This window comes from Pandoraea oxalativorans, from assembly GCF_000972785.3.
Taxonomy (GTDB): Bacteria; Pseudomonadota; Gammaproteobacteria; order Burkholderiales; family Burkholderiaceae; genus Pandoraea; species Pandoraea oxalativorans.
In genome coordinates this window covers 3715400-3740969 of the sequence record NZ_CP011253.3, presented here as the reverse complement: position 1 = coordinate 3740969, position 25570 = coordinate 3715400, and the positions used below count along the sequence as shown (strand labels likewise).

General features: G+C 59.1%; 22 protein-coding genes, 1 tRNA gene, 3 pseudogenes and 1 other annotated feature. Of the genes and pseudogenes, 12 read left to right on the top strand and 14 right to left on the bottom strand.

Annotated features, from left to right (window positions below; genetic code table 11):
* The first annotated feature begins 152 nt into the window (after positions 1 to 152).
* From MB84_RS16480 to MB84_RS16470, 3 genes are all read left to right on the top strand, one after another.
* Positions 153 to 1334, top strand: coding sequence for a porin (locus MB84_RS16480; protein ID WP_046292546.1), 1182 nt, complete (start codon positions 153 to 155; stop codon positions 1332 to 1334).
* 489 nt (positions 1335 to 1823) lie between these two features.
* On the top strand, positions 1824 to 2036 hold the full coding sequence (gene rpsU / locus MB84_RS16475; RefSeq protein ID WP_010806331.1) for a 30S ribosomal protein S21: 213 nt from the start codon (positions 1824 to 1826) through the stop codon (positions 2034 to 2036).
* Between the two features lie 164 nt (positions 2037 to 2200).
* Entirely contained in the window at positions 2201 to 2674 is a 474-nt protein-coding gene (locus MB84_RS16470; RefSeq protein ID WP_046292545.1) for a WbuC family cupin fold metalloprotein, read from the top strand.
* An 80-nt stretch (positions 2675 to 2754) separates the two neighbouring features.
* On the opposite strand, the gene MB84_RS16465 is transcribed toward MB84_RS16470, so the two are convergent.
* On the bottom strand, positions 2755 to 3774 hold the full coding sequence (locus tag MB84_RS16465; RefSeq protein ID WP_046292544.1) for a hypothetical protein: 1020 nt from the start codon (positions 3772 to 3774) through the stop codon (positions 2755 to 2757).
* Positions 3775 to 4289: 515 nt separating this feature from the next.
* The gene (locus MB84_RS16460) at positions 4290 to 5156 is read right to left on the bottom strand and encodes a CsgG/HfaB family protein (RefSeq protein ID WP_046292543.1); all 867 of its coding nucleotides are present in this window, start codon (positions 5154 to 5156) and stop codon (positions 4290 to 4292) included.
* Positions 5157 to 5638: 482 nt separating this feature from the next.
* Here MB84_RS16460 and MB84_RS16455 point away from each other — a divergent pair, with 482 nt between their 5' ends.
* Entirely contained in the window at positions 5639 to 5848 is a 210-nt protein-coding gene (locus MB84_RS16455; protein ID WP_046292542.1) for a membrane protein, read from the top strand.
* Between the two features lie 99 nt (positions 5849 to 5947).
* Here MB84_RS16455 and MB84_RS16450 read toward each other — a convergent pair.
* Positions 5948 to 6022 (bottom strand) — tRNA-Arg (locus MB84_RS16450).
* Positions 6023 to 6193: 171 nt separating this feature from the next.
* Here MB84_RS16450 and MB84_RS16445 point away from each other — a divergent pair.
* Positions 6194 to 6652 (top strand): hypothetical protein, encoded by a 459-nt coding sequence (locus MB84_RS16445; protein ID WP_052653470.1) that lies wholly within the window; start codon positions 6194 to 6196, stop codon positions 6650 to 6652.
* A gap of 3 nt (positions 6653 to 6655) precedes the next feature.
* On the opposite strand, the gene MB84_RS16440 is transcribed toward MB84_RS16445, so the two are convergent.
* A complete protein-coding gene (locus tag MB84_RS16440; RefSeq protein ID WP_046290551.1) occupies positions 6656 to 7906 on the bottom strand; it encodes an IS256 family transposase in 1251 nt (416 codons plus the stop codon).
* A 175-nt stretch (positions 7907 to 8081) separates the two neighbouring features.
* Positions 8082 to 9169, bottom strand: a protein-coding gene (locus tag MB84_RS16435) for an IS3 family transposase (protein WP_157122635.1) whose coding sequence is annotated in 2 segments (ribosomal slippage) — positions 8082 to 8920 and positions 8920 to 9169 — 1089 coding nt in all. Because the reading frame shifts where the segments join, the coding sequence is not laid out codon by codon here.
* Positions 9170 to 9282: 113 nt separating this feature from the next.
* On the opposite strand from MB84_RS16435, the gene MB84_RS16425 reads away from it, so the two are divergent.
* Positions 9283 to 9798, top strand: a complete 516-nt coding sequence (locus MB84_RS16425) for a tyrosine-type recombinase/integrase (RefSeq protein WP_084010053.1) — start codon at positions 9283 to 9285, stop codon at positions 9796 to 9798.
* Positions 9799 to 10081: 283 nt separating this feature from the next.
* Here the strand turns inward: MB84_RS16425 and MB84_RS16420 are convergent, their stop codons facing one another.
* The 5 genes and pseudogenes from MB84_RS16420 to MB84_RS16400 all read right to left on the bottom strand — a co-directional run bounded on the left by MB84_RS16420 (position 10082) and on the right by MB84_RS16400 (position 14254).
* The gene (locus tag MB84_RS16420; RefSeq protein ID WP_046290016.1) at positions 10082 to 11065 is read right to left on the bottom strand and encodes an IS110 family transposase; all 984 of its coding nucleotides are present in this window, start codon (positions 11063 to 11065) and stop codon (positions 10082 to 10084) included.
* Positions 11066 to 11289: 224 nt separating this feature from the next.
* Positions 11290 to 11745, bottom strand: a pseudogene (locus MB84_RS16415) (integrase core domain-containing protein); the annotation flags it as partial.
* Between the two features lie 16 nt (positions 11746 to 11761).
* Positions 11762 to 12847, bottom strand: a complete 1086-nt coding sequence (locus tag MB84_RS16410) for an IS110 family RNA-guided transposase (RefSeq protein ID WP_046289963.1) — start codon at positions 12845 to 12847, stop codon at positions 11762 to 11764.
* A gap of 238 nt (positions 12848 to 13085) precedes the next feature.
* Positions 13086 to 13760, bottom strand: a complete 675-nt coding sequence (locus MB84_RS16405) for a DDE-type integrase/transposase/recombinase (RefSeq protein WP_084009760.1) — start codon at positions 13758 to 13760, stop codon at positions 13086 to 13088.
* The gene (locus tag MB84_RS16400) at positions 13757 to 14254 is read right to left on the bottom strand and encodes a transposase (RefSeq protein WP_046289964.1); all 498 of its coding nucleotides are present in this window, start codon (positions 14252 to 14254) and stop codon (positions 13757 to 13759) included. The genes MB84_RS16405 and MB84_RS16400 overlap by 4 nt, the downstream gene beginning before the upstream one ends.
* Before the next feature lie 127 nt (positions 14255 to 14381).
* On the opposite strand from MB84_RS16400, the pseudogene MB84_RS29075 reads away from it, so the two are divergent.
* The 5 genes and pseudogenes from MB84_RS29075 to istB all read left to right on the top strand — a co-directional run.
* Positions 14382 to 15301, top strand: a pseudogene (locus MB84_RS29075) (IS3 family transposase); the annotation flags it as partial.
* Positions 14663 to 14779: a sequence feature (AL1L pseudoknot), on the top strand. It overlaps the preceding pseudogene by 117 nt.
* A 289-nt stretch (positions 15302 to 15590) precedes the next feature.
* Entirely contained in the window at positions 15591 to 16676 is a 1086-nt protein-coding gene (locus tag MB84_RS16385) for an IS110 family RNA-guided transposase (protein WP_046289963.1), read from the top strand.
* Positions 16677 to 16692: 16 nt separating this feature from the next.
* A pseudogene (locus MB84_RS29070) lies at positions 16693 to 17010 on the top strand (integrase core domain-containing protein); the annotation flags it as partial.
* Positions 17011 to 17184: 174 nt separating this feature from the next.
* Positions 17185 to 18678, top strand: a complete 1494-nt coding sequence (istA, locus tag MB84_RS16380; RefSeq protein ID WP_044458677.1) for an IS21 family transposase — start codon at positions 17185 to 17187, stop codon at positions 18676 to 18678.
* Positions 18675 to 19496, top strand: coding sequence for an IS21-like element helper ATPase IstB (istB, locus tag MB84_RS16375; RefSeq protein ID WP_044453167.1), 822 nt, complete (start codon positions 18675 to 18677; stop codon positions 19494 to 19496). Before istA ends, istB begins: the two co-directional genes overlap by 4 nt.
* Before the next feature lie 326 nt (positions 19497 to 19822).
* Here the strand turns inward: istB and MB84_RS16370 are convergent, their stop codons facing one another.
* Positions 19823 to 20845, bottom strand: a complete 1023-nt coding sequence (locus tag MB84_RS16370; RefSeq protein ID WP_046293183.1) for an IS110 family RNA-guided transposase — start codon at positions 20843 to 20845, stop codon at positions 19823 to 19825.
* A gap of 440 nt (positions 20846 to 21285) precedes the next feature.
* Here MB84_RS16370 and MB84_RS16360 point away from each other — a divergent pair, with 440 nt between their 5' ends.
* Positions 21286 to 21987: a hypothetical protein gene (locus MB84_RS16360; RefSeq protein WP_052653466.1), complete on the top strand. Its 702-nt coding sequence runs from the start codon at positions 21286 to 21288 to the stop codon at positions 21985 to 21987.
* A gap of 222 nt (positions 21988 to 22209) precedes the next feature.
* Here MB84_RS16360 and MB84_RS16355 read toward each other — a convergent pair whose 3' ends face one another.
* From MB84_RS16355 to MB84_RS16350, 3 genes are all read right to left on the bottom strand, one after another.
* Complete coding sequence (locus tag MB84_RS16355; protein WP_046292539.1) at positions 22210 to 22545, bottom strand: type II toxin-antitoxin system HicB family antitoxin; 336 nt, start codon at positions 22543 to 22545, stop codon at positions 22210 to 22212.
* On the bottom strand, positions 22542 to 22796 hold the full coding sequence (locus tag MB84_RS29065; RefSeq protein WP_084010052.1) for a type II toxin-antitoxin system HicA family toxin: 255 nt from the start codon (positions 22794 to 22796) through the stop codon (positions 22542 to 22544). The genes MB84_RS16355 and MB84_RS29065 overlap by 4 nt, the downstream gene beginning before the upstream one ends.
* A 1440-nt stretch (positions 22797 to 24236) precedes the next feature.
* Positions 24237 to 25460 (bottom strand): CaiB/BaiF CoA transferase family protein, encoded by a 1224-nt coding sequence (locus MB84_RS16350; protein WP_046292538.1) that lies wholly within the window; start codon positions 25458 to 25460, stop codon positions 24237 to 24239.
* Positions 25461 to 25570 lie beyond the last annotated feature (110 nt).

The window sequence follows — 25570 nt, the reverse complement described above, 5'->3', positions numbered from 1 at the left end:
TCATATGGAAAGCACCGCGTGTCATTTGGTGAGTACTCCATTGCATATGCGGTTGCAGCATCCCCGGCGCACAGATCGAGGCAGCCGACATTGACAGTGGACGCCCGCACCGGCGGGACAAAAATATAAGACCACTATCAAAGAGGATAAAGATGAAGCGCTTCCAACTCACGGTCCTGGCGGCTGCCAGCTTCGCCGTTGCCACCCCGGCAATGGCCCAGAGCAGCACGAACGTCACGCTGTACGGTGTGATCGACGCGGGCGTTGCATACGTCAACAATGTTGCCACCGGCCTGAACGCCAAGGGTGCGCACAACTTCCAGGCCGTGAGCGGTATTGGTCAGGGCAACCGTTGGGGCCTGAAGGGCACGGAAGATCTGGGCGCCGGGCTGAAGGCCGTGTTCGTGCTGGAGAACGGCTTTAACCTGATGAATGGCACGATGCTGCAAAACAGCCGCATGTTCGGTCGTCAGGCGTATGTGGGTCTGCAAAGCGCACAGGCAGGCACGGTCTCTATCGGTCGACAGTACGACTCGGTGGTCGACTTCGTGAGCCCGATCACGTCGGCCAAGCAGTGGGCCACGCAATATGGCGCGCACATCGGCGACATCGACAACCTGTACAACTCGTTCCGCGTCAGCAACTCGATCAAGTACACGAGCGCGAACTACAGCGGCTTCTCGTTCGGCGCACTGTACGGCTTCAGCAACCAGCCGAACACCGGCGGCGGCACGGGCTTTTCGAACAACAACGCGTTCAGCATCGGCGCTGGCTATGCCAACGGTCCGCTGACGGCTGCGCTCGCCTACATGCACCTGTCCAGCCCGGGCACGACCAACGCCAACGGCGCGGTTTCGAACGACTATTCGAGCGCCACGGACATCTTCTACACGAGCGCCGTCGACAAGCACGACATCGCTGCGGCGGGTGTTTCGTACGCGATTCAGGCGGCAACGGTCGGCTTCGTGTACAGCTACGCCAAGGTGAACTACGTCAATCAATCGTCGATTCGCGTGAACACCTTCGAACTGAACGGCAAGTACCAGTTCACGCCGCGTCTGCTGGCGGGGCTGGCCTTCGTCTACAGCGATGGCAGCGTGAGCGGCGCGACGGCACTGTCGGGCATCAGCAAGGGCACGAAGCCGCGCTGGTTCCAGGTTAACGCAGGCACGACTTACTCGTTCAGCAAGCGCACCGAGACCTATCTGAACGGTGTGTACCAACGGGCTACGGGTGACGCTGTCGTCGCCGCGATCGACAACGTGGGGGGGCCGACGGGCACCGGCGCGCAGTCGCAGATCGCCCTGATCGCCGGCGTGCGTCACAAGTTCTAAGCCGGTTTTTGTCTGCATCCGAGCGGCGTTCGACGCCGCCTGGCAGTGCAAACCTGACTGGCGGGGGAGGGCATATCGAATGCCGTCTCCTGCCGGTGGCGGGCTCCTCCAGCGTGCTGGCGGGTCCGTCGTACATAGCGGGACGTCAAAATGTGTGCGTCTGACGCCCTTTCTGTGTATAATCACGACCTTGCCCAAATTATGGGCATTGCGGGAAGTGGCGCTCACTGACGAACGATGAGCGTGACGCTTCGCCATCAATCAACCGTTCAGCCAGTCTGGAAGGCGCGATACCAGGTATCGATTGCCAATCGGGAGATCGCAGAGGAGGTGAGTCGCGGTCCCGCCGGATGTGGTGTAGTGCAGTCCGTAGCAAGTCCGTTCGTCGCGCCTGGCAGGAGGAATCTCCGGCAGGGCGGGGAATGGCGTCTTTGCGCGGTAAATCAAATTTACGGCTCTTCGGGGCCGAAACACTATTCGAGATATTGCATGACCAAGATCGTTATCAAAGACGGTGAACCCGTTGAAGTTGCACTGCGTCGTTTCCGCCGCGCTATCGACGGCACGGGCCTGATCAAGGAAGTCAAGGCACGCGCTGCTTACGAAAAGCCGACGGCTGAACGCAAGCGCAAGAAGGCTGCTGCCGTGGCCCGTCTGCGTAAGCGTCTGCGCAGCCAGACCCTGAAGAAGAAGATGTACTAAGCACGCCGTTGCGCCGTTCAGGCGCAATGCAGTGCGAAGTCGAAAAACCCGCCATACGGCGGGTTTTTTTATGGGCAGGCGAAGCGAACCGGTTTGCTACACTCCTGTGCATAGCCAATTGGCCGCCTCGCGCCGCGAATATCCCTCGTTCCCCACATAAGCTGATGAAAACGTTGACCTTTGCCGCGCTCGACGCGCTGACCGAACAAGCCACGCAATCGCCCCGTGCGCGCATGAATCAGAACCTGCATGAATCGCTCGACGATTCGATTCAGCGTCTGGCGATTGCGATGGAGCCTTCCACGTACATTCGACCACATCTGCATCACCACACGTGGGAGTTACTGACGGCGCTGCGCGGCCGTTTTGTCGTGTTGACGTTCGACGCGGCTGGCGTCGTGATCGACCGCAAGGTGCTCGGCGAGGACACGAGCGTGATCGAAAGCCCGGTCAAGACGCATCACACGGTGCTGTCGCTCGATCCGGGGGCGGTGATCTTCGAGGTGAAGCACGGCCCGTATCGTCCGTTCGTCGAGGCGGATTACGCCGACTGGTCGGCACCCGCGGATACGCCGGAAGCCGCAGCGTTCATGGAATGGGTCAAGACGGCGCAGGTCGGCGACCGCTGGGCGGCTTAACGTCCTTTGCGTCGTATTGAAGCTTGTCGACGGCTAGGCGACGTGGCGCGTACTGACAGCCCTGTCGCCTTGTTGATGAATTAGCGAGTCCAACCCTGAAACTCGGTGGCCATCGCGAGAAGCGCTTTCGCGGCGGTGTCGACCGTGCGGGGCCAGTCTTGGGAGACGGGCGGCAGTCGGAAATCGTCCGTGTCGGCGAAATAACTCAGGCGCTCCGCGCTGAAGTGCGCATCGTAGCGATCGTCATGATGCGCCGCCGCCAATCGTGACGTTCGCGGTGCGCCCAGATAGCACACCGGCACCCCCAGGCCTTCGGCCAGATGCGCGTGTTCCGCATCCAGCGCGATCACCAGATCGAGATTGTCGATGAGCGATGCTTCGTCGGCCAGATCGTCACAGTCCGTGCGCCAGTCGATCCAGTCGACCGATTCCGGCGGCATGGCCTTGCATACCCCATCTTCCTCCTGACCCAGCGGCACCCAGGAAACGCCCGGCACGCGCAGCAGTGGCGCCAGCGACGTCAGGCCCGAGGCGCTCGCTGACGTACTCGTCAGTTCCGTGCTGTCGATCGCATCCAGTCCAGCCAACCCTACGCAGAAGCCGCGCTGTGCGGCGGCCGCCAGCCGGTCGCGCCAATGTCGCGCGGGGACGGCGGCTACGCGCAGGAATGGACGTCCGGCGTGCGCATTTGCGGCTTGCGGGCCGAGCGTGCGCGCGAGCGAGGCGAGCGCGCAGCGCATGTCCCAGTCCGATACGTCGCGCGGCATGCGCGATAGCACGACGACGCGCTCCCCCATCGACCATTCGATCAGGCGTCGCGTTTTCGCCGGGCAGACAAAACCGACCTTGCCGAAGCGTGCGGATGCGACTTCCAGATGCCTGAGCTGACTGACCAGATCGCTGTCGTGCTCGTTGCCGATGACCAAAAGATGTTGATGGAGCGTATCGCCGCCCCCGGTCCAGTTGGGCAGCGGACAGTCTGGATGCGGGCTGAGCGCTGCGCCGACCTGAGCCCAGGCGTGAGCAACGGCGCTGGCGGCGGGCGCGTTGCCCGCGTTGGGTGTCGTAAGCGAGACAGCGCGCTGCGAAGGCTTCGTCATACGAATCCTGGCATCGAGAGGGGATGAGGAATAGCGGGATTGCGCGGTCGAGCGGCGAGCGCGGCGACGCAACACCTACGAAACATCTGGGTCGTGCTGATGAATGCTTAGGTATTGCTCAGGTAAAGGCCGGGCAAACGGCTTGGCTGATGCGCAAGCGATGGCTTAGGCAAAAACGTAGGCAGCAACTTAGGCACTTTGGGGGGGAGGGCACGTGCGCAATGATAGTGGAGCCGAGGGGCGTGGCTGGGCGGTTGCCTTTGCCGACAGGGCCAATCCATTTGCTGGACGGCAAAATATTTGAGCCTCGAAGCGGACGAGACTCGGCGGAATGGTTCGGACGAATGGAATACGTCGGCATTGCCTGGTGTTGGGGCAGCGCGACCGTGCGGTGTTGAGCGCCGAGACGTGAAATGCCGAGGGGGAGTGCGCAGACGAGGTGAGGCGAACGTAAAACCGTCCCTCAAACCTGCCGAAAAGACAGGTCTGAGGGGCGGCGAATTGCGTAAGGGAGATTACTTCTTCTTGCGCGTGGCCTTCTTGGTCGGTGCGGGTGCGTCGTCGTCCTGGACGGAGAGTTGACCACCTGTGCCGAGGCCACCGGCGACGGTTTGCTGCTTGTAGTTCTTGACGGCGCGCACGACGTTGTTATACGAGTCGGTGAACGCTGCCACGATGACCTTGCCTTCGGCGGTGTTCGAGTAGCCGCCGAGCGAGCCGCCGGCCGAGCTGCCGACGATACGGCCGAGGGCACCGAAGTCCATGGCGGTGGCGCTGCCTTCAGCGGCGGCGATCTGCACGCTGGAGCGGTTATCGATGACGGTCAGCATGGTGCTGGCTTCTTTCGAGTTCATGCTGCCTGCGAGCGCGCCGATGGCTGCGCCGATGCCGCCGGGCAGAAGGCCGGCGATGCTGGCACCGGCACCGCCGGCGTTATTGTTCGTAAAGGTGATCGACGGGCTCAGTGCGTAGTCGGCGGAGACCATCGTGCCCTTGCCGAAGTTGGACTTGTTGCGCAGTTCGCCAGATTCTTGCAGGGCGCGTTCGCCCATGATCGTGTTCATGCCGCGGCCGCGATCAACGATTACGAAGCAGTTCGACTGCTGGACGAGCAGCTTGAGCACCGGCACGGTCGAGCCGAGCTTGTATTGGCCGGTCAGCACGCCGTACCAGGGGGCGGAGGTGTCTTCGATGACCGCCATGGTGCCCAGCGGGCGATCGCACTTTTCAAGCGTTTGGTTAGCGTTTTCGGAGTTCGCGCCGCCGGCCGATCCGGTGGCGGCCGTTTTGGCGCTGCTGCTCCCCTGGTTTATGGTCGAGCAACCCGCCATGATGCCGGCTGCAAGCAGCAGGCCGGTGATTTTTACGAGATGGTGTGCCATTTTCCTAGTTCTTTAGAATGTTGTTCTGGAAATTGGCGGCGCTGCCGCACCCGCTTTTGTGACGGATTTGGCCCAGTCGGTGACGCCGCCTAATGCCAGGAGTCCAAAAAAGCAGGAGTGAAATCGATTTACGGTAGGACTCCTATGCTGAAATGCTCCGTAAGAACATTCCGCGCCGCATGCTAGCACGTGCGTAAATTGCGTAGCCCCTATAAAAAATGGTGGGGATTACGAACGGATTAAGGCACTGCTTTCGTGGGGCTTAGGTAAGGATTAAGGGAAAACCACGAGATGATGGAGCGCGGGTGAGCGGTGGGCATGTCGGAGCATGATTTCGTATGGAGTCATGACAATTCGTAAGCCGAATTGGCGTTGAATGTTGCGAGCGTAATGGAGAAAAAACGACCTTGCGCAGCAGATGTTGTACGGGACAATGTGCAGCGTTAACCGTAGTTCCACGACGCTAACAAACGAGGAGAGATATGGGTAGCCTAAGCATTTGGCATTGGTTGATTGCGTTGCTGTTCACGATATTTTTCCTGTATCCCTATGCGCGCATCATTCGCCGCGCCGGGTTCTCGCGCTGGTGGGTGTTGGTTGCTTTTGTGCCCCTTCTCAATATCGTGATGATCTGGGTGTTCGCTTTCGTTCAGTGGCCATCGCTGGAAAAGAAGTCGAGCGCCCCTTATTGACGTCTTGGCACTGCAATTTGTGTGAACGCAAAAATGCCCCGTCCGACAAACGCCGGACGGGGCATTTTGCTAAATCTCATGAAACGCGGGACGCAAAATTGGTCCCCCCGACAGGAATCGAACCTGTATCTAGCGCTTAGGAGGCACTCGTTCTATCCATTGAACTACAGGGAGAGACTGGATTCTATCCACTGGCGATACGTCCTTTGAAATCAAAGGCATCGCCTTATTCCACGGGGCTTTCCGGACGGTAGTGACACCCCTACAGTATCACTCCAGATCACTCCGCAACCTGCTGTTTCACGTCGCCGTTGCTACACTTTTGCTACAGCAAGGAGGGCGACAGTGGCATCGATTGTGCAGATAGGAACGCGTTGGCGCGCTCAGGTCCGACGCGAGGGCAAGAGTATATCAAAAACGTTTCGTACAAAGGCGCAGGCCTCAACATGGGCACGCGAAATTGAGGTAGCGGTTGATGAAGGGCGGAATCTGGACAAGGTCTCGGCCAAGACGCTGGTGCCATCGATCATTGCGCACTACCGGGTTTTGCGTGAGGAATCGAAGCGTCCGGTGCGGGAGAAGTCGACGGAGGATTACACGCTGAAGCAGCTCGCCGAGCACTTCAATGGGGTCACGATAGCTGAACTCACACCGAAGACGCTTGTGAAGTTCGCTCAGGCACGGCATAGGGCCGGGGCAGGGGCGGCGACGGTGAATATGGATATCTCGAAGCTCGGGACGGTGCTGCGGCATACGGCGAGTTTCTTGGGGGTGTCAGAAATTCCGTGTTCAAGGCGGGGTTGAGGTTTACACGGATGGCCGGACGAAACGATCCTCGTAAAGGATAGCGAATTGGTTCATAGCTGTCTTCCAATCTTGAGCGGCGCGGCCCCAATCTGCGGTGATGTTACGCAGCGCCAGCCAGATCAGCTTTGTTGCCGCATCATCGGTTGGGAAATGGCCTCGGGTCTTGATGATCTTGCGAAGCTGCGAGTTGATGTTCTCAATAGCGTTCGTTGTGTAGATCACCCGGCGCACAGCGGGCGGGAACGCGAAGAACGGAATGACACGATCCCAGGCATTGCGCCACGCGGCACTGACCGGCGGGAATTTCTGGCCCCACGGCCCTTGGGAAAATGCGTCCAATTCGGCCAGAGCCGCCTCGGCGCTTGGTGCCGTATAGATCGGCTTGATTGCGGCGGCCAGCCCCTTACGATCCTTCCAGCTCGCGTAATCCAAACTGTTGCGGATCAGGTGGACGATGCACGTTTGCAACGTCGTCGCTGGAAACACCGCGGCTAACGCCTCGGGCATGCCTTTGAGGCCGTCAGTCACAGCAATCAGGATGTCGCCCACGCCGCGCGTTTTCAGATCGTTGAACACTTTCATCCAGAACTTGGCCCCCTCGGTGTTCTCGATCCACAGGCCCAGGATGTCGCGCGTGCCGTCGGGCAGAATGCCCAGCGCGAGATAAATGGCCTTGTTACGCACGACGGCATCCTCGCGGATCTTCACGCGCAGCGCGTCGAAGAACACGACCGGATACATCGGCTCAAGTGGCCGAGCCTGCCACGCCGTGACTTCAGCCATCACTTCGTCAGTGACTGAGCTGATGAACTCGGGCGAGACCTCGGTGCCGTACTGCTCCAGAACAAAGCCCTGAATCTCGCGCACGGTCATACCCCGGGCGTACATGGCGACTATCTTGTCGTCGAAGCCTGTAAAGCGTCGTTCGTGTTTGGGGATCAACAGTGGTTCGAAGCTGCCATCACGGTCGCGGGGCACCCCGATGCGAATCGGGCCGCCTTCAGTCAGAACCGTCTTGGCGCCTTTGCCATTGCGCTGATTGGTCACGCTGGCCGGTTTGGCCGCGCCAGGCGCGTAGCCGAGATGGTGATTGAGCTCGCCCCCCAGCGCGCGTTCTATGAGCGCCTTCTTGAGCGCAAGCGTCGCGGCGTGGATGGCTTCGGCCGTCATCGGGCCGTTACCGAATTGTTCAAGCAATTCAGCGGGAATTGCCGGTAGCTCTACCGGCGGGGTCTTCGGTTTGCGAGGCATAGTCACTCCTTGGCGACATGTTATGCCTCAAACACGAAATTAATGACAGGCCCAGTTTCTTGGACTTCGACTTGCCCGACGTGATTGGCAAGGCTCGGCCAATGCTTCATCACCTGAGGTTGATCGGCGCTGCAGGGGTAATGCCCCCGTTTTCCACGGTCAGCAGAAGTAGAAACTAAGCGACCATGGCAAGCCGCTGCTTCGGGGTAAAACCGCCCAATGCCATATTCGGGCGCTCGTGATTGTAAATCCACATCCAGTCGGCCGCCGCTTCGCGAACCTGCTCCAGGTCCTCCCACAGGTACTGCGACAGCCATTCGTATCGCGCAGTCCGGTTGAACCGTTCGATATACGCATTCTGCTGCGGCTTGCCCGGCTCGATGTATTCCAGCCGGATGCCTTGCTTCTGCGTCCATGTCACGATGGCCGCACTCAAATATTCCGGGCCGTTGTCGCACCGGATGACCTTCGGCTTGCCTCGCCATTCCATATGCTGCTTCAGCGTGCGAATCACCCGCTCGGATGGCAACGAGAAATCCACCTCGATGCCCAGCGCCTCGCGGTTGAAATCATCAATCACGTTCAGCGTCCGGATACTGCGCCCGTCAACCAGTTGGTCATGCATGAAGTCCATCGACCACACTTCATTGATGGCCTCCGGTACCGATAGCGGCTGCGGCGTTTCGCGCACCAGCCGCTTTTTCGGCTTGATGCGCAGGTTCAGCTCCAGCTCCCGGTAAATCCGGTAAATGCGCTTGTGGTTCCAGCCGAATCCCTTCACATTACGCAGGTAGAAGTAGCACAGCAGAAAACCCCAGTTGCGATGGCAGCCCGTAATACGCAGTAGCCAGTCGGCAATCTCTTCGTTCTCCGTGTTCAACTTCGCCGCGTACCGGTAGCACGACTCGCTGATGCCGAGCACCGCGCACGCCACACGAATTGACACGCGCCGCTGTTGCACAACTTGCTTTGCCATCTCGCGCCGACGAGATGGCTTCAGAACTTTTTTTGCAGGGCCTCCGAGGCAATCTCAGCCTTGAGCTTCTCCTCGATGTACATCTTGCGAAGCCGGGTATTCTCCGCCTCCAGCTCCTTCATGCGCGACATCATCGACGCGTCCATGCCGCCGTACTTCGAGCGCCACTTATAAAACGTTGCCGAACTGATGCCCAGTTCTCGGCACAGCTCCGGCACCGCCAGCCCAGCCTCCGCGCGCTTGAGCGCCTCCAGTATCTGGCTGTCCGTGAATCTCGACTTCTTCATCTGCAGAACTCCCTCTTAACGAGAAAATTCTACTTCTCCTAGCGGTGGATTTCAGGGGGCATTACCCAGGGAAGCGGGAGCGGCGGCCGACTGCTGACGAGATCGCGAGAATCATGGCGTGGGATCGGGAGCATCCGCAATCCACATTGCCGTTGTCAGACGTCATCGAGATCAACGGTCAGTCGGGATTTCGACGCGGCGAGATCTTCCGAATTGAATGGCGTGATCTAGACGAGGTCAATCGGATGGTTCTGGTGCGAGACCGCAAAGATCCGCGCAACAAGGCTGGAAATCACAAATGGGTGCCGCTGATTGGCACTTCGCTTGATGTGATCAAGCGGCAACCCCGGGGCGATGGAGAGCCGCGCATTTTCCCGTTTTCCCCTCAGACGGCTAGCAAATACTTCAAGATGGCGTGCGATTCCGAAGGTATTCATGACTTGCGCCTGCACGATTTGCGCCACGAGGCTACAAGTGCGCTTTTTGAAGCGGGCTGGGGGATAGCCGAGGTCGCTGGCGTTACCGGGCACAAGGACTGGCGACATTTGAAGCGCTATATGAATTTGCAGCCCGCCGACTTGGCAGAGAAGGGGAAGTTGCTTCCTTTCCGCAAGCGCTCCGCAGCGTGAGCCGGCATTCGCATCCGTCATTGCTCCGTGCAGCCAGTCAGACTCTTAACGCCGATCAGTCCGACGTGCGTTCTTCAGGCGCGGGGCGTGTCGCCAGCGCTCGTATGATTTGCATCGTGAATTTGTATACGACAATTGCGACGATCAGCTGCACTATCATCTGGGCGGCGATGTGAAAGTCTTCGGGCGTCTCATTGCCAACCCACAGGTATAGCCTAATGAAGGCACCGTCGAAACGCTGAAGTGAACCGCCCCGGATTTTGTGGAGATACCGTCTTGCCCGTCAAGCGATTGCGACGTAGTTCGCCCGATAAGGCTGTCGTGTCTTCAGAACGCCGAAACACAGATGCACAAGCTTACGCATTGCAGCGCCGAGTATAGACATGGTGGATTTGCCACGCGCTGCCAAGCGTTCACACAATGCCTTGATGTGGGGGTTATAGCGTTTAGCGACGACGGCCGCCATGTAGAGAGTTGCCCGTACCTTGGGCGGCCCGGCCTTCGATAAACGTGAAGGGCCCTGGATCGACGATCCCGACTGCCTCTGCACCGGCACCAGGCCGAGATACGCCGCAAGTTGTTCTGCAGAATCGAAGTGGCGCGCGTGCATGATGGCAAGCAGCGTGCGGCCTACCTGAGGGCCAACTGCCGGGATACTTTGCAGCAGCATCAAGTTTGCTTTAAGGCCCGGATGGGCAGCAATGTGATCATCGATCTCGCGTTGCAGGCTGGCTAAATGGCGCTCCAAAAACTCGATCGTCTCGAGAATCGAATGCAGGACTAGCGCCGTTGGAGCCGTGATTTCCGCTTTCTCATGCCGGTTGCGCTCACGCTGAAGATCTTGTGCAAGCGCTTCACGGCGCGCCATCAGTGCTTGAAGTATGCGAGCCTCGGGCGCTGGAGGACTCCAGCGCATTGGCTGTGCGTGCATCGCAAAGCGCGCTAACACGTGGCTGTCTACCATGTCGTTCTTCGTGCGCACGCCCATTCCCGTCGCAAAAGCACGCACCTGCGCAGGATTAACGACAGACACGGAGAGCCCGGCATCGTGCAGGCCACACGCGGCCATCTCGTGATAGACGCCGGTACCTTCGAGCGCGACATGTACGTGGCTCGGCTCGGTGTGTCTCTTGCCCAACCAGCCCAACAGATCGGTTAGGCCGGCGCGGCTATTGGCAACAACCTTCGTACTACGCTTGCCGTTTGTCATGTCCAGCAGGCAGCAATCCAGCTTGGCTTTGGCAACATCAATACCGAGGTAGAACATCAATTTGATCCTTAATCGAGGAATCAATACCAACTCACCCACTTGCCTTGTACATACAGGGTCCACGCCCTTGGCTACCGTTCAGTGTCTGTGCTGGTGAGGGCGAGGCGAAGGGCATTATCTCCACAGCAAGGTCCAAGCCTTCAGGCTCCAAACATGCTCACTTCACCTCATGTGACGGTAGCGGAAATTTTCAAGCTAGTTGTCGCCTCCACGAATAAATTTCAGGCGGCCTTTCTCTCCTGACTACGGCGCTGTGCGGCGACGTCCTGGTGGTCGATGCGATCCGGGTTCAGGTGCACAGCATCGACGCGCTGCCAGTTGCGCGTGCGGCCTTTCCAGCGCAGCGGGTGGCGTTGCCGGGCGGCCTCATAAAGCGCTGCTCGTCGATCCAAAATGGTCTGGTCGAGATTGGCATGGCGCTGCGCCGGCGTCACGAACCGGATCGCGCTGTGACGGTGCTCTTCGTTATACCAGCGCACCAGCGCGCCCACCCAGGTGCGTGCGGCGAGCAGGGTGTCAAATGCCCTCAGCGGGTAAGTCGGCCGGTACTTTAGGGTCTTGAACAACGATTCAGAATAAGGGTTGTCGTTGCTCACGCCCGGGCGGCTGAGCGAGTGCATGACGCCCAGCGTCTGGAGGGTGGCGAGCATCGTCGCACCTTTCATCGGGCCGCCGTTGACGCCCTTCTAAAGGTCAAGAGGTAAATTGGGTCTGCGCGATCTGGCGGTAACGTTGCCGGATGGCGTAGAAGACCTCTCGTGCGATATAGCGCTTGAGGCATCGAATCGCTTCAAGCTTTGAGTGGCCCTCGCTGACGCGTTTGGCGACATAGGCTTTTGTGCGATCGTCGGTTCGCAATCGACCGATGGCGATAATGTGCAGGGCGCTGTTGGCCGCGCGATCTCCACCGCGATTCAGTCGATGTCGTGTCACCTTGCCAGAAGACGCCGGGACGGGACTCACTCCACAGAGGGCGGCGAAGCTGGCCTCTGACTGAAGCCGGTCGCTGTTGTCGCCAGCGGTCAGTAGCAGTTGCGAAGCGGACTCATAGCCAATTGAATACCGGGAGACCAGATCGGGGGCGAGTTCATCGACCAGAGCCGCGATCATGACATCGAGGTCGGCGATCTCGTCGTGCAACTCGAGATACCGACGCCCCAGTGATTTTAATGCAATCCGGTTGGCAGAGATCAGGCTCCGATAGTCAGACAGATCGGGACGCCACGCGGCCAATGTTCGAATAAGCTGCATCCGTGTCATCTTGCGCAGCGATTCGCGTAACTCGTCAGGCGCGCTGATGATGGTACTGTGAATTAGTTGCAATGCAACGCGCCTCGCGGAGATGGCGGTCTTCCGGCAGACTTTCAGAACGCGCAGCGATTCAATCATGCCGTCGCGTGTCTTGGGCGTGACTGTACGCACACCAGCAAAGGCAGCATGCGCCGCGTTGCAAGCGTCCAGCGTGTCGTCCTTGCCGCGTTTGCGCCGGTCGCTCCTGTCGGGTGCCGTGACCTCAAGCACCGTTACGTGGGCCAGTTGAAGGTAGCGAAGCAAGCCCGCTCCGTAGGAGCCGGTGCATTCGACGCCAACCCGGGCAAGCTCTCCGAATGAGCGCATCCAGAGCAGCATCTGTTTGTAGCCATGCCGCGTGGTAGGGAAGCATTCACTGCCGAGCAGACGATCGTGTTCGTCAACGACAGCTGCAACATGCACGTCCTTATGGGTATCCACGCCGCCCACAACGTTGCGATATCCAGAAATAGCCGGTTCTTCTTTCATGAGCCTTGCTCCGGTTGCCGATGAGATTGAGGCGATTTCACCGGCATCGAGTACCTGGACAAGACAGTAAAGCGACAGAGCGTCAGGCCCTTCTTGAGTCACACGTATCGACGAGGCGAAACCTCGCCGCTCGGCGGTTCCGGACGATCGACAGGTCAGGGGAAAGACACTACGTCGATCGGAATGTGGGTCAGGTCGCCCGGAACGCTTTACGGCACCAAAAGTCGCCGGACAGCCCTCATTGAAAGCCGCGAGAAGCCCGGAAACATCTGATACCCGTATTCTTACTATCCGAATGCAGAATCACCTGGTCGGGTGGTATCGCTTCGCGCGCACACAGGTCCTTGAGCACTTCACTGGCCAGTGCGCTGCTTTCCTGCGCATAGACCTGCCAACCAACGATCTTTCGGCTGAACACGTCCAGAAACAGGTACAGATAAAAATACTGCCCGCGAACCGTGCTCGGCAGATAGGTGATGTCCCAGCTGTACAACTGGTTCGGCGCACGCGCGCACACCGCACGGGGCTTGCTATGGGCCTGGGCTGGCCGTTCGCTGCGCCGGTGGGCGAGTTGCTTCTCGGCCTTCAGGACCCGGTAGAAAGTCGATTCCGAGGCAATATAGCGTTGCTGATCTGCCAAGCGCGGCACGATCTGGCTGGGCGGCAGATGACCCAATTCGGCCGAGTTCGCCACCGCCAGAAGCTCGGCGCGCTCCTCGGCGCTAAGCTTATGGCGCGGCTCGTGGTGTCGTAATGTGCGCCGGTCCACTGCGTCAGGTTCGCCGCGCTGCCAGCGCTGAACGGTGCGGGCACTGAGCCCCAGAATGACGCACGCGCGTGCTTGGCGAGCCCCGGCCCGAGTCGCCTCGGTGATCAGACCAATCAATACTTTGCGCTGCTCAGACGACGTCATTCGGCCTCGTCCCCGAGCAGCGCACGGTACTTTTTTTGCAGCACCAGTAGCGCCGCAGCCTCAGCCAGCGCCTTCTCCTTGCGCTTCAACTCGCGCTGCAGTTCAACATTGGCCTGCTTCAGAACCCGCACCTCTTGGGCGCTTTCGCGCCGGCTATCACCGTTTCTGCCCGCGGCACAGAACTGCGCTCGCCACTGCGCGAGATGATGCGCAAACAAGCCGCGCTCCCGGCACCAGCCATGCAAGGCTTCGTCGACCAGACCATGGCTCTCCTGCAAGGCCATTAGCCGTTCCTCCAGCGACCAATCTTCCGGTCGTTTTGCGTGTGCAGAGCCCGAGCTCCGATTCGCGGCAGCGGCGCCTCTCATCCATTTCCTCAATGTCAGTACGTTCACGTTCAATTCGTCGGCCACCGCGCCAACCGTGCGGCTCCCACGCCGCAGGACCTTCGACAGCGCTTGCTCCTTGAACTCGACAGAATACGTTTGTTTCACTTTCAACTTACACCTCTGACGCTACTTAATAAGGAAGTTCAGAGGCGACAACTAGTATGACGCCGGGGGGTAGCTAACCATCACGAAGACGAAGATACAAGGCTCCAACTCTTGAGAGAATGGAGCCATGAACAAGAGATCGAGCAAGTTTTCCCCGGAAGTCCGGGAGCGCGCAGTGCGCCTGGTGCGCGAGCAGCGTAGCGAGCATCCGTCGCTGTGGGCGGCGGTCGAGTCGATTGCGCCGATGATCGGCTGCACGCCGCAAACGCTGAACGATTGGGTCAAGCGCGACGAGATCGATAACGGCGAACGTGCCGGCCTGAGCGCGAGCGAGCGTGATCGCCTGAAGGCGCTGGAGCGCGAGAACAAGGAATTGCGCAAGACCAACGAGATTCTCAAACTGGCCAGCGCGTTTTTCGCCCAGGCGGAGCTCGACCGCCGTATCAAGTCCTGAAAGCCTTCATCGATCAGCATCGCGACACCTTCGGGGTCGAGTCGATCTGCAAGGTTTTGCGGATTGCCCCGTCGGGTTACTGGCGCCATGCTGCCCAGCTTCGCGATCCATCCAAGCGCTGCGCCCGAGTCAAGCGTGACGACGTGCTGTGCCCGGAAATCCAGCGTGTCTGGCACGCCAACATGCGGGTCTACGGCGCAGACAAGGTCTGGAGGCAGATGAACCGGGAGCAAATTCGGGTGGCCCGCTGCACGGTCGAGCGACTGATGCAGCGGCTGGGATTGCAAGGCGCGGTGCGCGGCAAACGGGTTCGCACAACGATTCCCGATGTCTCGGCACCTCGCCCGCTGGACCGGGTCAATCGCCAATTCAAAGCCGACCGGCCGAATCAGCTCTGGGTTTCCGATTTCACCTACGTTTCGACGTGGCAGGGCTGGCTGTACGTGGCGTTCGTCATCGACGTGTTTGCACGACGCATCGTTGGCTGGCGGGTGAGTCGTACCATGCGCACCGACTTCGTACTCGATGCGCTTGAACAAGCGCTGTATGCCCGCCAACCGGGCGACGACGGGACGCTGATCCATCACTCCGACAGTAAGAATACGGGTATCAGATGTTTCCGGGCTTCTCGCGGCTTTCAATGAGGGCTGTCCGGCGACTTTTGGTGCCGTAAAGCGTTCCGGGCGACCTGACCCACATTCCGATCGACGTAGTGTCTTTCCCCTGACCTGTCGATCGTCCGGAACCGCCGAGCGGCGAGGTTTCGCCTCGTCGATACGTGTGACTCAAGAAGGGCCTGACGCTCTGTCGCTTTACTGTCTTGTCCAGGTACTCGATGCCGGTGAAATCGCCTCAATCTCATCGGCAACCGGAGCAAGGCTCATGAAAGAAGAACCGGCTATTTCTGGATATCGCAACGTTGTGGGCGGCGTGGATACCCATAAGGACGTGCATGTTGCAGCTGTCGTTGACGAACACGATCGTCTGCTCGGCAGTGAATGCTTCCCTACCACGCGGCATGGCTACAAACAGATGCTGCTCTGGATGCGCTCATTCGGAGAGCTTGCCCGGGTTGGCGTCGAATGCACCGGCTCCTACGGAGCGGGCTTGCTTCGCTACCTTCAACTGGCCCACGTAACGGTGCTTGAGGTCACGGCACCCGACAGGAGCGACCGGCGCAAACGCGGCAAGGACGACACGCTGGACGCTTGCAACGCGGCGCATGCTGCCTTTGCTGGTGTGCGTACAGTCACGCCCAAGACACGCGACGGCATGATTGAATCGCTGCGCGTTCTGAAAGTCTGCCGGAAGACCGCCATCTCCGCGAGGCGCGTTGCATTGCAACTAATTCACAGTACCATCATCAGCGCGCCTGACGAGTTACGCGAATCGCTGCGCAAGATGACACGGATGCAGCTTATTCGAACATTGGCCGCGTGGCGTCCCGATCTGTCTGACTATCGGAGCCTGATCTCTGCCAACCGGATTGCATTAAAATCACTGGGGCGTCGGTATCTCGAGTTGCACGACGAGATCGCCGACCTCGATGTCATGATCGCGGCTCTGGTCGATGAACTCGCCCCCGATCTGGTCTCCCGGTATTCAATTGGCTATGAGTCCGCTTCGCAACTGCTACTGACCGCTGGCGACAACAGCGACCGGCTTCAGTCAGAGGCCAGCTTCGCCGCCCTCTGTGGAGTGAGTCCCGTCCCGGCGTCTTCTGGCAAGGTGACACGACATCGACTGAATCGCGGTGGAGATCGCGCGGCCAACAGCGCCCTGCACATTATCGCCATCGGTCGATTGCGAACCGACGATCGCACAAAAGCCTATGTCGCCAAACGCGTCAGCGAGGGCCACTCAAAGCTTGAAGCGATTCGATGCCTCAAGCGCTATATCGCACGAGAGGTCTTCTACGCCATCCGGCAACGTTACCGCCAGATCGCGCAGACCCAATTTACCTCTTGACCTTTAGAAGGGCGTCAGGGGATCGCAATATGTTTCCATTCGGTACACCGAGCGACTTGCCCAAGCGGGCATTGAGCCATCGGTCGGCAGCCGCGGCGACAGCTATGACAACGCCCTGGCGGAAACGATCAACGGTCTATACAAAACGGAACTGATTCACCGGCGAGCGCCTTGGAAAACGAAGGAATCCGTCGAGCTCGCCACCCTGGAATGGGTAGCCTGGTACAACCATCATCGGCTGATGGAACCGCTGGGCTATATCCCGCCAGCCGAGGCTGAGGCAAACTACTACAGGCAACTCAGAAATACTGCTGAAGCGCCTGCGTTAACTTAAACCAACCGGCCTCCTCTGGGCGGCGACAATTATCTTGGCCGGTCGTTGACGATTGTTTTGGCCGGTGGTGAGGCGTTGGAGGCGGCGTAGCCGCCGGAGACGACGAGCCACCGGCGACGCCGGGTCGACGGGGCTTAGGATGAACTGACCGAAGCTTGAGGAAGCGGTCAGCTCATGTCTGGAACCCGCATTACCGACCAACAGGTTCGTCTCTACATGAACAAGCGCAAACACCACCCGCAGGAAGTCGCGGCCGCCAAGACCGGCATCAGCGTGCGTACGGCACGCCGTATCGAACGTGACGCCACTTTGCCATCCCAGAAGCCGCGGCATTCCTGGCGGACCCGTCCCGATCCGTTTGTCGACGTCTGGGACCGCGAAGTCGTGCCGCTGCTGCGTAACTCGCCCCACCTGATGGGCATCACGGTCTTACGCAAGCTGCAAGATGATCACCCGGATCGTTATCCCGATAGTATGCGGCGCACGCTGGAGCGGCGTATTCGCCAGTGGCGCGCTCTCGAGGGCCCCACTCAAGAGGTGTTCTTCCCGCAGGAGCATCAGCCCGGTGTGCGCGGACTGTCGGACTTCACTGATATGAGCAAGCTGTGCGTGACGATCGGTGGCGCCCCGTTCGGTCACCGGCTGTATCACTTCGTGCTGGCGTTCTCGCGCTGGGAGTACGCGAACGTGGTTGAGGGGGGCGAGAGTTTCGAAGCCCTCGCGGCCGGATTGCAGAACGCGCTATGGCAGGCGGGCGGCTGTCCCCGTGAACATCGATCTGACAGCCTGTCGGCCGCCTTCAAGAACCTGACGGAGCAGGAGGACTTCACGGCGCGTTACGCAGCGCTGCTCGACCATTACGGCATGAATGGCACGCGCAACAATCGCGGCCTGGGCCATGAGAACGGCAGCGTGGAATCCTCGCATCGGTATCTGAAGGAAGCGCTCGAGCAGGCATTGATGCTTCGCGGCCATCGTGACTTCGCTGACCGGCCTGCCTACGATGAGTTCGTACGCGAGGTGGTGATGCGTCGAAACCGGCGCAACGCCGCAGCGTTTCGCATCGAGCGCGCACAGCTGCAGGATCTGCCTGAACGTCGTACCACTGACTTCGTCGAGGAAGAGGCACGCGTGACCCGCTGCAGCACGTTCACCGTGCGCGGGATCCTCTACAGTGCGCCGTCGCGCCTGATCGGCCACCGCTTGAAGGTGCGGGTCTACGGTGACCGGCTCGACTGCTACCTGTCCGGCGCACTGGTGCATAGCACCCCGCGAGGCTCCCGTGCCGCCGACAACCGCCACGCGCTTGATTACCGACACTTCATCGACTCGCTGCGACGCAAGCCACAAGCGTTCAAAGGGCTCGCGTTTCGTGACGCACTGTTTCCTCGCGAGGCCTACCGCCGGACCTGGGAGCGGCTGGAGGCGCAACTGACGCAACGGCAGGCCTGCAAGACCATGGTGGGTCTGCTTGAACTCGCGGGCCACCACGGCGTTGAGGCGTTATTGGCCGAACGGCTTGATGCGTTGCTCGCAGCAGGCGAGCTGCCCGATCTAAAGCAGTTGTGCAATGAATTCGCGCCGCGTCAGGCCCTATGTCCCGAGGTGGTGGTCGAGATGCCGCCCGTTGCGCTCTATGACGAGCTTCTCGACAAGGTGGCAGCATGAACGCCCCTGCCCACGACAACGGCCGTCTGGCCCTGATGTTGAACGAGTTACGCCTGCCGACGATCGGCAGGCTATGGCCCGAGTTCGTTGAGCGCTCTGACAAGGAAGGCTGGCCCGCTACGCGATTGCTTGGGGCGCTGCTTGAGCACGAACTGGCCGAACGCGCCAAACGACGCATTGAGCGGCACCGTACCGAGTCGCATCTGGACCCGACGAAGACGCTTGCTACCTTCGACTTCGGCATGGTGCCGATGGTCTCGAAGGCGCATGTTACGGCGCTGGCCACCGGAGAATCCTGGCTGGAGAAAGGCGCCACAATTCTCCTGTTCGGCCCGCCGGGCGGCGGCAAGAGTCATTTGGGCTCAGCCCTCGGTCATGCGTTGATCGACGCCGGTTATCGCGTGCTGTTCACGCGCACCGCTGAACTTGTCCAGAAGCTCCAGGCCGCGCGCCAAAGCCTGCAACTGCCGTCCGCGCTCGCGAAGCTCGATCGCTTCGATCTCATCATCCTGGATGACCTGTCATACGCTCGCAAGGACCAGGCCGAAACCAGCGTGCTGTTCGAGCTGATCGCCGAGAGATATGAGCGCAAAAGCCTGCTGATTACGGCCAACCAGCCCTTCTCTGGATGGAACGATGTCTTCCCTGATCCGGGCATGACGATCGCCGCTATCGACCGGCTCGTCCATCACTCGACGATCTTCGAGCTCAACGTCGAAAGCTATCGCCGTCGTAAGGCCAGCGACAAACAAAGCGCCCGCCGGCGTCAATTACCTAACGACAATTGCGAAGGAGGAACGACAACTATGGCCTCTTAACCAGCGACAACTACACCCGTTGACCGGCCAAGATAGTTGTCGCTGACCGGCCATGCTGCTTGACGCTTATATGAACGCCGCCCGGCTTGCAAGGTAATATCGTTGTGACATTGGACGAGAATTTGGTTGCAGGCTTATATCCGGCGTCTGCAGGCCAGCCTGCGCGCCCTGATGGAATTCGCCAAGAACGACCTCTACTGTCTAGCGCGCTCGAAGCGCACAGCGTCAATCAGGCTTACGTTCTTGCGGACCAACCTGTCTCGCCATCACATCGTTATCGACCTTCGCAACCTGTCTGCGTGACTCGTGCTCGATACCCCTGCTTTTCAGCTAGCCCTTTGTGCTGCGTAGTCTGTCTGGTAAGTTTTGTCGTGCGCGAGTAACGACCACGCTGTTCGCGCCATCTTGTTTGCCAGCGCGACGGCAACCACATTCGTAGGCCGACGCAGGGACAGTTGCTCGCTCCAGGCGCCCTTGCTCCTGCTCTTGAACATGACCGCTCGTGCACCGTGAATCAGTAGCATGCGTATATAGCTGTCGCCGCGCTTGCTTATGCCGCCCAACCGTACCTTGCCGCCTGTACCGCTTTGCCTGGGAACCAGGCCGAGGTACGCGGCAAGCTCACGTCCGGATTTGAATGCAGCAGGATCGCCGATCGTCGCGACCAGGGCTGTCGCCGTCAATGGTCCGATACCTGGAATCGTAGCGACCCGCTGACATGCCGCCTCCTGTCGTTGCCAGGCAACGATCTGTCTCTCGAGTTTCCTGATCTCGCCGTCGATCCGCTCGATGTGCTGAAGCTGGTCGCGCAGCGCATCGAACAACGTGCCCGGAACGACCTCTTCGATTTCATGTAGTCGCTCGCGGACCTCGGCAAGGCCGGCGACGCGACCCGCTTTGAGCGTCACGCCAAATTCGTACAGCAGGCCGCGCAACTGGTTGACTTGCATGGTACGTGACTTGACTAGCAGTGAACGCATGCGATGCAGGGCCAGCGTGGCCTGCTGATCCGCTGTCTTCGGTGCTACCGAACGCATGCCGGGTTGCTGTGCTGCCGTCCAGATCGCACGAGCGTCCGTCGCATCGGTCTTGTTATTCTGGACGAACGGGCGGATGAATCTCGCATGCAGCAATACGACTTCATGACCCAGCGCTACGATCTTGCGTGCCCACCAGTGCGCACTTCCGCAGGCTTCCAAAGCCACCCGTCCGGCCGGTCGCTGGCCAAGAAATTCTATAACCTGTTGCTTCGTGAACCGCCGGTTCACAATCTCTCCCGTTTCCGTTTCGACCCAATACATCTGGAAAGCCCGCTTTGCAATGTCGAGCCCGAACGTCGTAGTATTCATGATGGTCCCTCCGTTCCTCAAGTGGTCGCGACACCTCCACTTTGGCACATTGATGCCATTCGGTTCTGGAGGGACCCAACACTCCCAAAGTCACTTCCGTGTCCGGGGCCTGAATCCAGCGCGAAGGGAGGGCGGCGTTCATACCATCTGTCTACTCCTCGAAAGCCGGGGCGATTCAAGTTGCTTCCATCGCTTATTCACGTGTCTGGCGAGGGTGCGATTGCGAAGCACTGTCTTGAAGACCCGCTCTGCGTTGAGATTCATGACTTCGCGAGCTTGGCGCCAATGATGCTTTCAAACGGAAAACCTGTGTGGAGGCTGACAAAAGAGGACACCGAGTGGCAAGGGCACGTCTGGGATCAGAGATCCGCTGCCATGGGGGATTTCAAAGAGCGTTTTTTCAAACTCGCGAAGTTGGCTTTTGCATAATTTAGAAAAGTATGGATGAAAATTGGTCATACGGGGTGGTAGCGTTCGTCGATATTCTTGGCTTTTCGGCACTAGTCTCATCGGATTCCAGGTCAATCCGCCCAAAGCATTTGGAGAATTTGCGGTCTCTCCTTGGAAAAGTCAGCGAAGCATTTCCGAATCTTGATCTCAGGGCGTTCTCGGATAGCATAACGATCGCAGCGCCACTAACGAGCGCTAATGTACAAGCGCTAGTGGAGTCGGTAACTTCTCTTCAGCAAATGTTAGTCCAAGGCGGCGTACTTGTTCGTGGGGCGATTGCCCTCGGAAAGCACTTTGCGGATGAGATTCTGGTGTATTCCGAGGCACTTATTCGCGCGTACTTATTGGAGAACGATAAGGCGAAATTTCCAAGAATTCTGCTAGACCAGGATCTGCTGGATTGGTATTTTCATAGCAGCGATACGTCTGTTGATGGAGTTGAATCTGTGAGGCGAATGTTGTTGATGGATCGGGATAATCAGGTATTTCTTAATTACCTTGTTCCGGAGAACCTGCGCGCGCACTTAACAGTTGTTGAGCGATGCAACGTTGGTAACTTGTCGTCAAGCGTGCTGGAGAAAATCCAATGGTTGGGGCAGTACCATAACTTCATCGCGGAAGGTCTTGGCGGCGAGCATGTCTTGGGCGGTGATGCCCTCGGTGGGTTTCGAGAGGTCGTTGTGTCGCCGTGACCGTCTTTCGCTGTACTTGTGAGGGGGATGGGATGACGTTGACGAAGTGCTTGGGGTTCTCATCCCCCCAAAAAAATCGTCAGGTCATAGATGCTACGTGACTGCGATTAGTATCTGAAAATACATGTCTGAGCGCATGCGTGCTCGCACGGTTGGGTGGATTAGGGCTCGATATCGGAATATAAGTCGAATTTTTTTTCGGGAATCACTGCCCAGTCGTGGTCAGGCGAGCACCGCATGCTCAAGCGTTTCCGCCACCCATTGATTTAGGCTCTGCCCATGTGCAGCTGCCGCGATTGCAGCAGCCTCGTGAGCCTTCGGCGCTAGGCGAATAACGAATTTTCCGGAAAACTGCTTCTGCGGCTCGATGCCACGGCGTGCGCATTCCTCTAGAAAGATTTTCAGCGAACGTTCGCCTTCGGCGCGCAATCCTGGAACGTCGGCAGCGTAAAAATCTGCTCCCCCATTCAGACCTACAAACTCACCTCTGAACATGTCGATCTCTGGATCGTAGGCGATGACTGCCTTGTGTCCACCGATGATCATGATGTTGTTCATGGTTTCACTCCGTTTTCTTCAAGCCACTTGCGAATGGATGCAACTGCACCTTTGTCCACATCGGGGGATGGGTGCGGTCGATGAAGCACCTTGACTTGGTTGAACAGATAGACCGCGACGCGGGACCCCTCTCGCTCGTCCAGCTCTCCGCCAAGATCATGAAACAGTGCCACGAGGTCGCCCCACTTCACGCTGGCCGGAGTTGGGCGAGAGAAAAGCAGATCAAGAGTTCGTCTTGATTTGGATTTCATGTGATTTATGGTATTGAAAAATAGTATCAAGGTCAAGGGCGTGGTGGCCGATGTGCGGGTGCATGCGCGGGTTGCCAATGCTGGTAGATCTAAACGGGGACGTCAGTATGCAGCAGCGAGTCGGCGAAATTCGCCGCTGGGGGCAAGTGCCGACGGGCAGTTCGGCGGGGTAGGCAGCTCAAGCGTTTCTGAGATTGGGGATACGCGGAGGTGCTATTGACTGGGCGTGCGTCGGTGAGGGGGATAGAGTCGGATCGATCCCATTGAATCTAGACCTGAAGTCTCTCGCCTCAAGGTGATTTCGAGCCAATCGACGCGTTCGCGGGAGAGGGCGTTGCTGGGCCTCCACCGTAGCAGGCACGATAGCTATCAAATGCCGATCAGGCGATGTTCAGAGTGGCCATTCTGGGAGCTTTGCGTTAGGGACGTTCTGCGAGGAAACGCGAAAGGGGCAACCGTCTGGCCGCATGCCGAACACAAAATTCCAATACGTATCGTGCGTTCGTCGAGCGGGCCAACGTCCGAATAATCGTAGTAACTGTTGAGGTAAAAACGCGGCTTCAATGCTCAAAAATTTGCGGTTCAAAGCGCCCGAAAACCGAACATTTCACCCCGAAAAACAAAGCCATTTCCAAAGCCACATACACAACCCGCCGCGAATTACAAGTGCTACAAATTTGCTACAGCAAATTGAAAATCCCTTTCTAATCAGTTATTTATCTTGTCATTCTATTAACTGAACTACAGGGAGAGACTGTAGGTTATCCAGCGGGACGCAATAGCATCGTTCATGCAGGTACGACGCGAGGGCGAGAGTATAGCAAAATCGTTTCGGGCGAAGGCGCAGGCATCCCAAGATTGCAGAGTACTTCAGCGCCGTCACGATCGTTGATCTGACGTCAAAGAAGCTTGCGAAGCTCGCTCAGGCACGGCATAGGGCCGGGTCGGGGCGGCTACGGTTAATACTGTTGCTTGGCTCGTTGGGCCGCCGCCTTTTGGTTATCTTCCGAATTTTCAAATTCGCCGCACTTCGTTTTCGGTGTCGCGTGAAGCGCGTGAGCGCCCATGTGGCGGTCGAATCGTGTGACTGCAGCCTCCAACTGGTCCACCCCAGAACAACCCATTTCCTCCCAAAGGCGGCATCGTTCACTACGCTCGGTTCCTGCATGGCAGATCTTCCGCTGTCATGCGTCATCGCGGAGAAAGTGTTGGCCCCGGTGTATTTCTGCCGGGGCCTTTTTTCATCCGGATCTTCCGGTGAGTTATGTTTGAGTGACGATGTAGAAGTGACGTTGCGCCTCGCGCCCATCGACTATACGAACGCGTGGTACTCAAGATGCGTAGGCGCTTGATGGGGCTCGATTCATCAACGCCTGAACGGCTTCAAACTTACTCATCAGTTCGTCAAACGTCACGTTCCCTTTGACCAGAGCGTCGGTCTCACACCACGCCTCCGGTACGCAGGCTCGCGATCTTCGCGTCGTCAAAGCCGAGCCGTTCGCGCAGGATCTCGTCGCTGTGTTGGCCGAGCGTTGGCGGGGCGGTGCGCGCGAGCGGCGGCGTCTCGCTCATCTTCATGGGGCTCGCGACCAGTCGCGATACCCCCCCGGACGCGTGGGGCAACGCGACTTCCATACCGCGCGCCTTGACCTGCGGGTGCGCGAAGACTTCCGGCAACGTGTTGATCGGACCACACGGCACGCCGGACGCTTCGAGCTTGTCGATCCAGACGTCCTTGCCGAACTTGCGCACCATTTGCGCCAGCAACGGCACCAGCACCTCACGATGACGTACGCGCGACGGGTTGGTGGCGAAGCGCTCGTCGCCGGCCAGCGCTGGCTCGCCACCCGCTTCCACAAACTTGCGGAACTGCCCGTCGTTGCCGACCGCGACGATGATCCAGCCGTCGTCGCCCGTCTGGAAGGTCTGATACGGCACGATGTTCGGATGGGCATTGCCCCAGCGCACCGGTGCTTTGTCGCTGGCCAGATAGTTGGTGTTCATGTTGGCGAGCATGGCCACCTGCGTGTCGAGCAGCGCCATGTCGATGTACTGACCCACGCCGGTGCGGTCGCGGTGGGTGAGGGCGGCCATGATCGCGAGACTCGCGTACATGCCCGTCATCAGATCGGCAATCGCTACACCGGACTTCTGCGGGCCGCCGCCGGGCAGCGCGTCGCGCTCGCCGGTGATGCTCATGAAGCCGCCGATACCCTGCACGATGAAGTCGTAACCCGCGCGCGCGGCGTACGGGCCGTCCTGCCCGAAGCCCGTGACCGAGCAGTAGACGAGATCCGGCTTGACCGCTTTGAGCGAGGCGTAATCGAGGCCGTACTTCGCCAGTTGCCCGACCTTGTAGTTCTCGACGACGACATCGCTTTGCGCCGCCAGCGCCTTCACGATGGCCTGTCCTTCCGGACGGGAGATATCGAGCGTGAGCGAGCGCTTATTGCGGTTTGCCGCGAGGTAATAGGCGGCTTCGGCCGTGTCGTGGCCGTGGGCGTCGCGCTGGTAGGGCGGGCCCCAACTGCGGGTGTCGTCGCCCACGCCGGGACGCTCCACCTTGATCACGTCTGCGCCCAGATCGGCCAGATTTTGCGTGGCCCACGGACCGGCCAGCACACGCGAAAGGTCCAGTACCCGGATATGACTCAGCGCGCCCATCGTTCGCAATCTCCTTGTGTTTCGATCTGTCTTCGTTCGTCCGATGCGTCGTTTGAGCGACGTCCCCTTGTCGCCTGTCGTCGGCTTGTGCCAGCTTTTAGCCGCTCCGA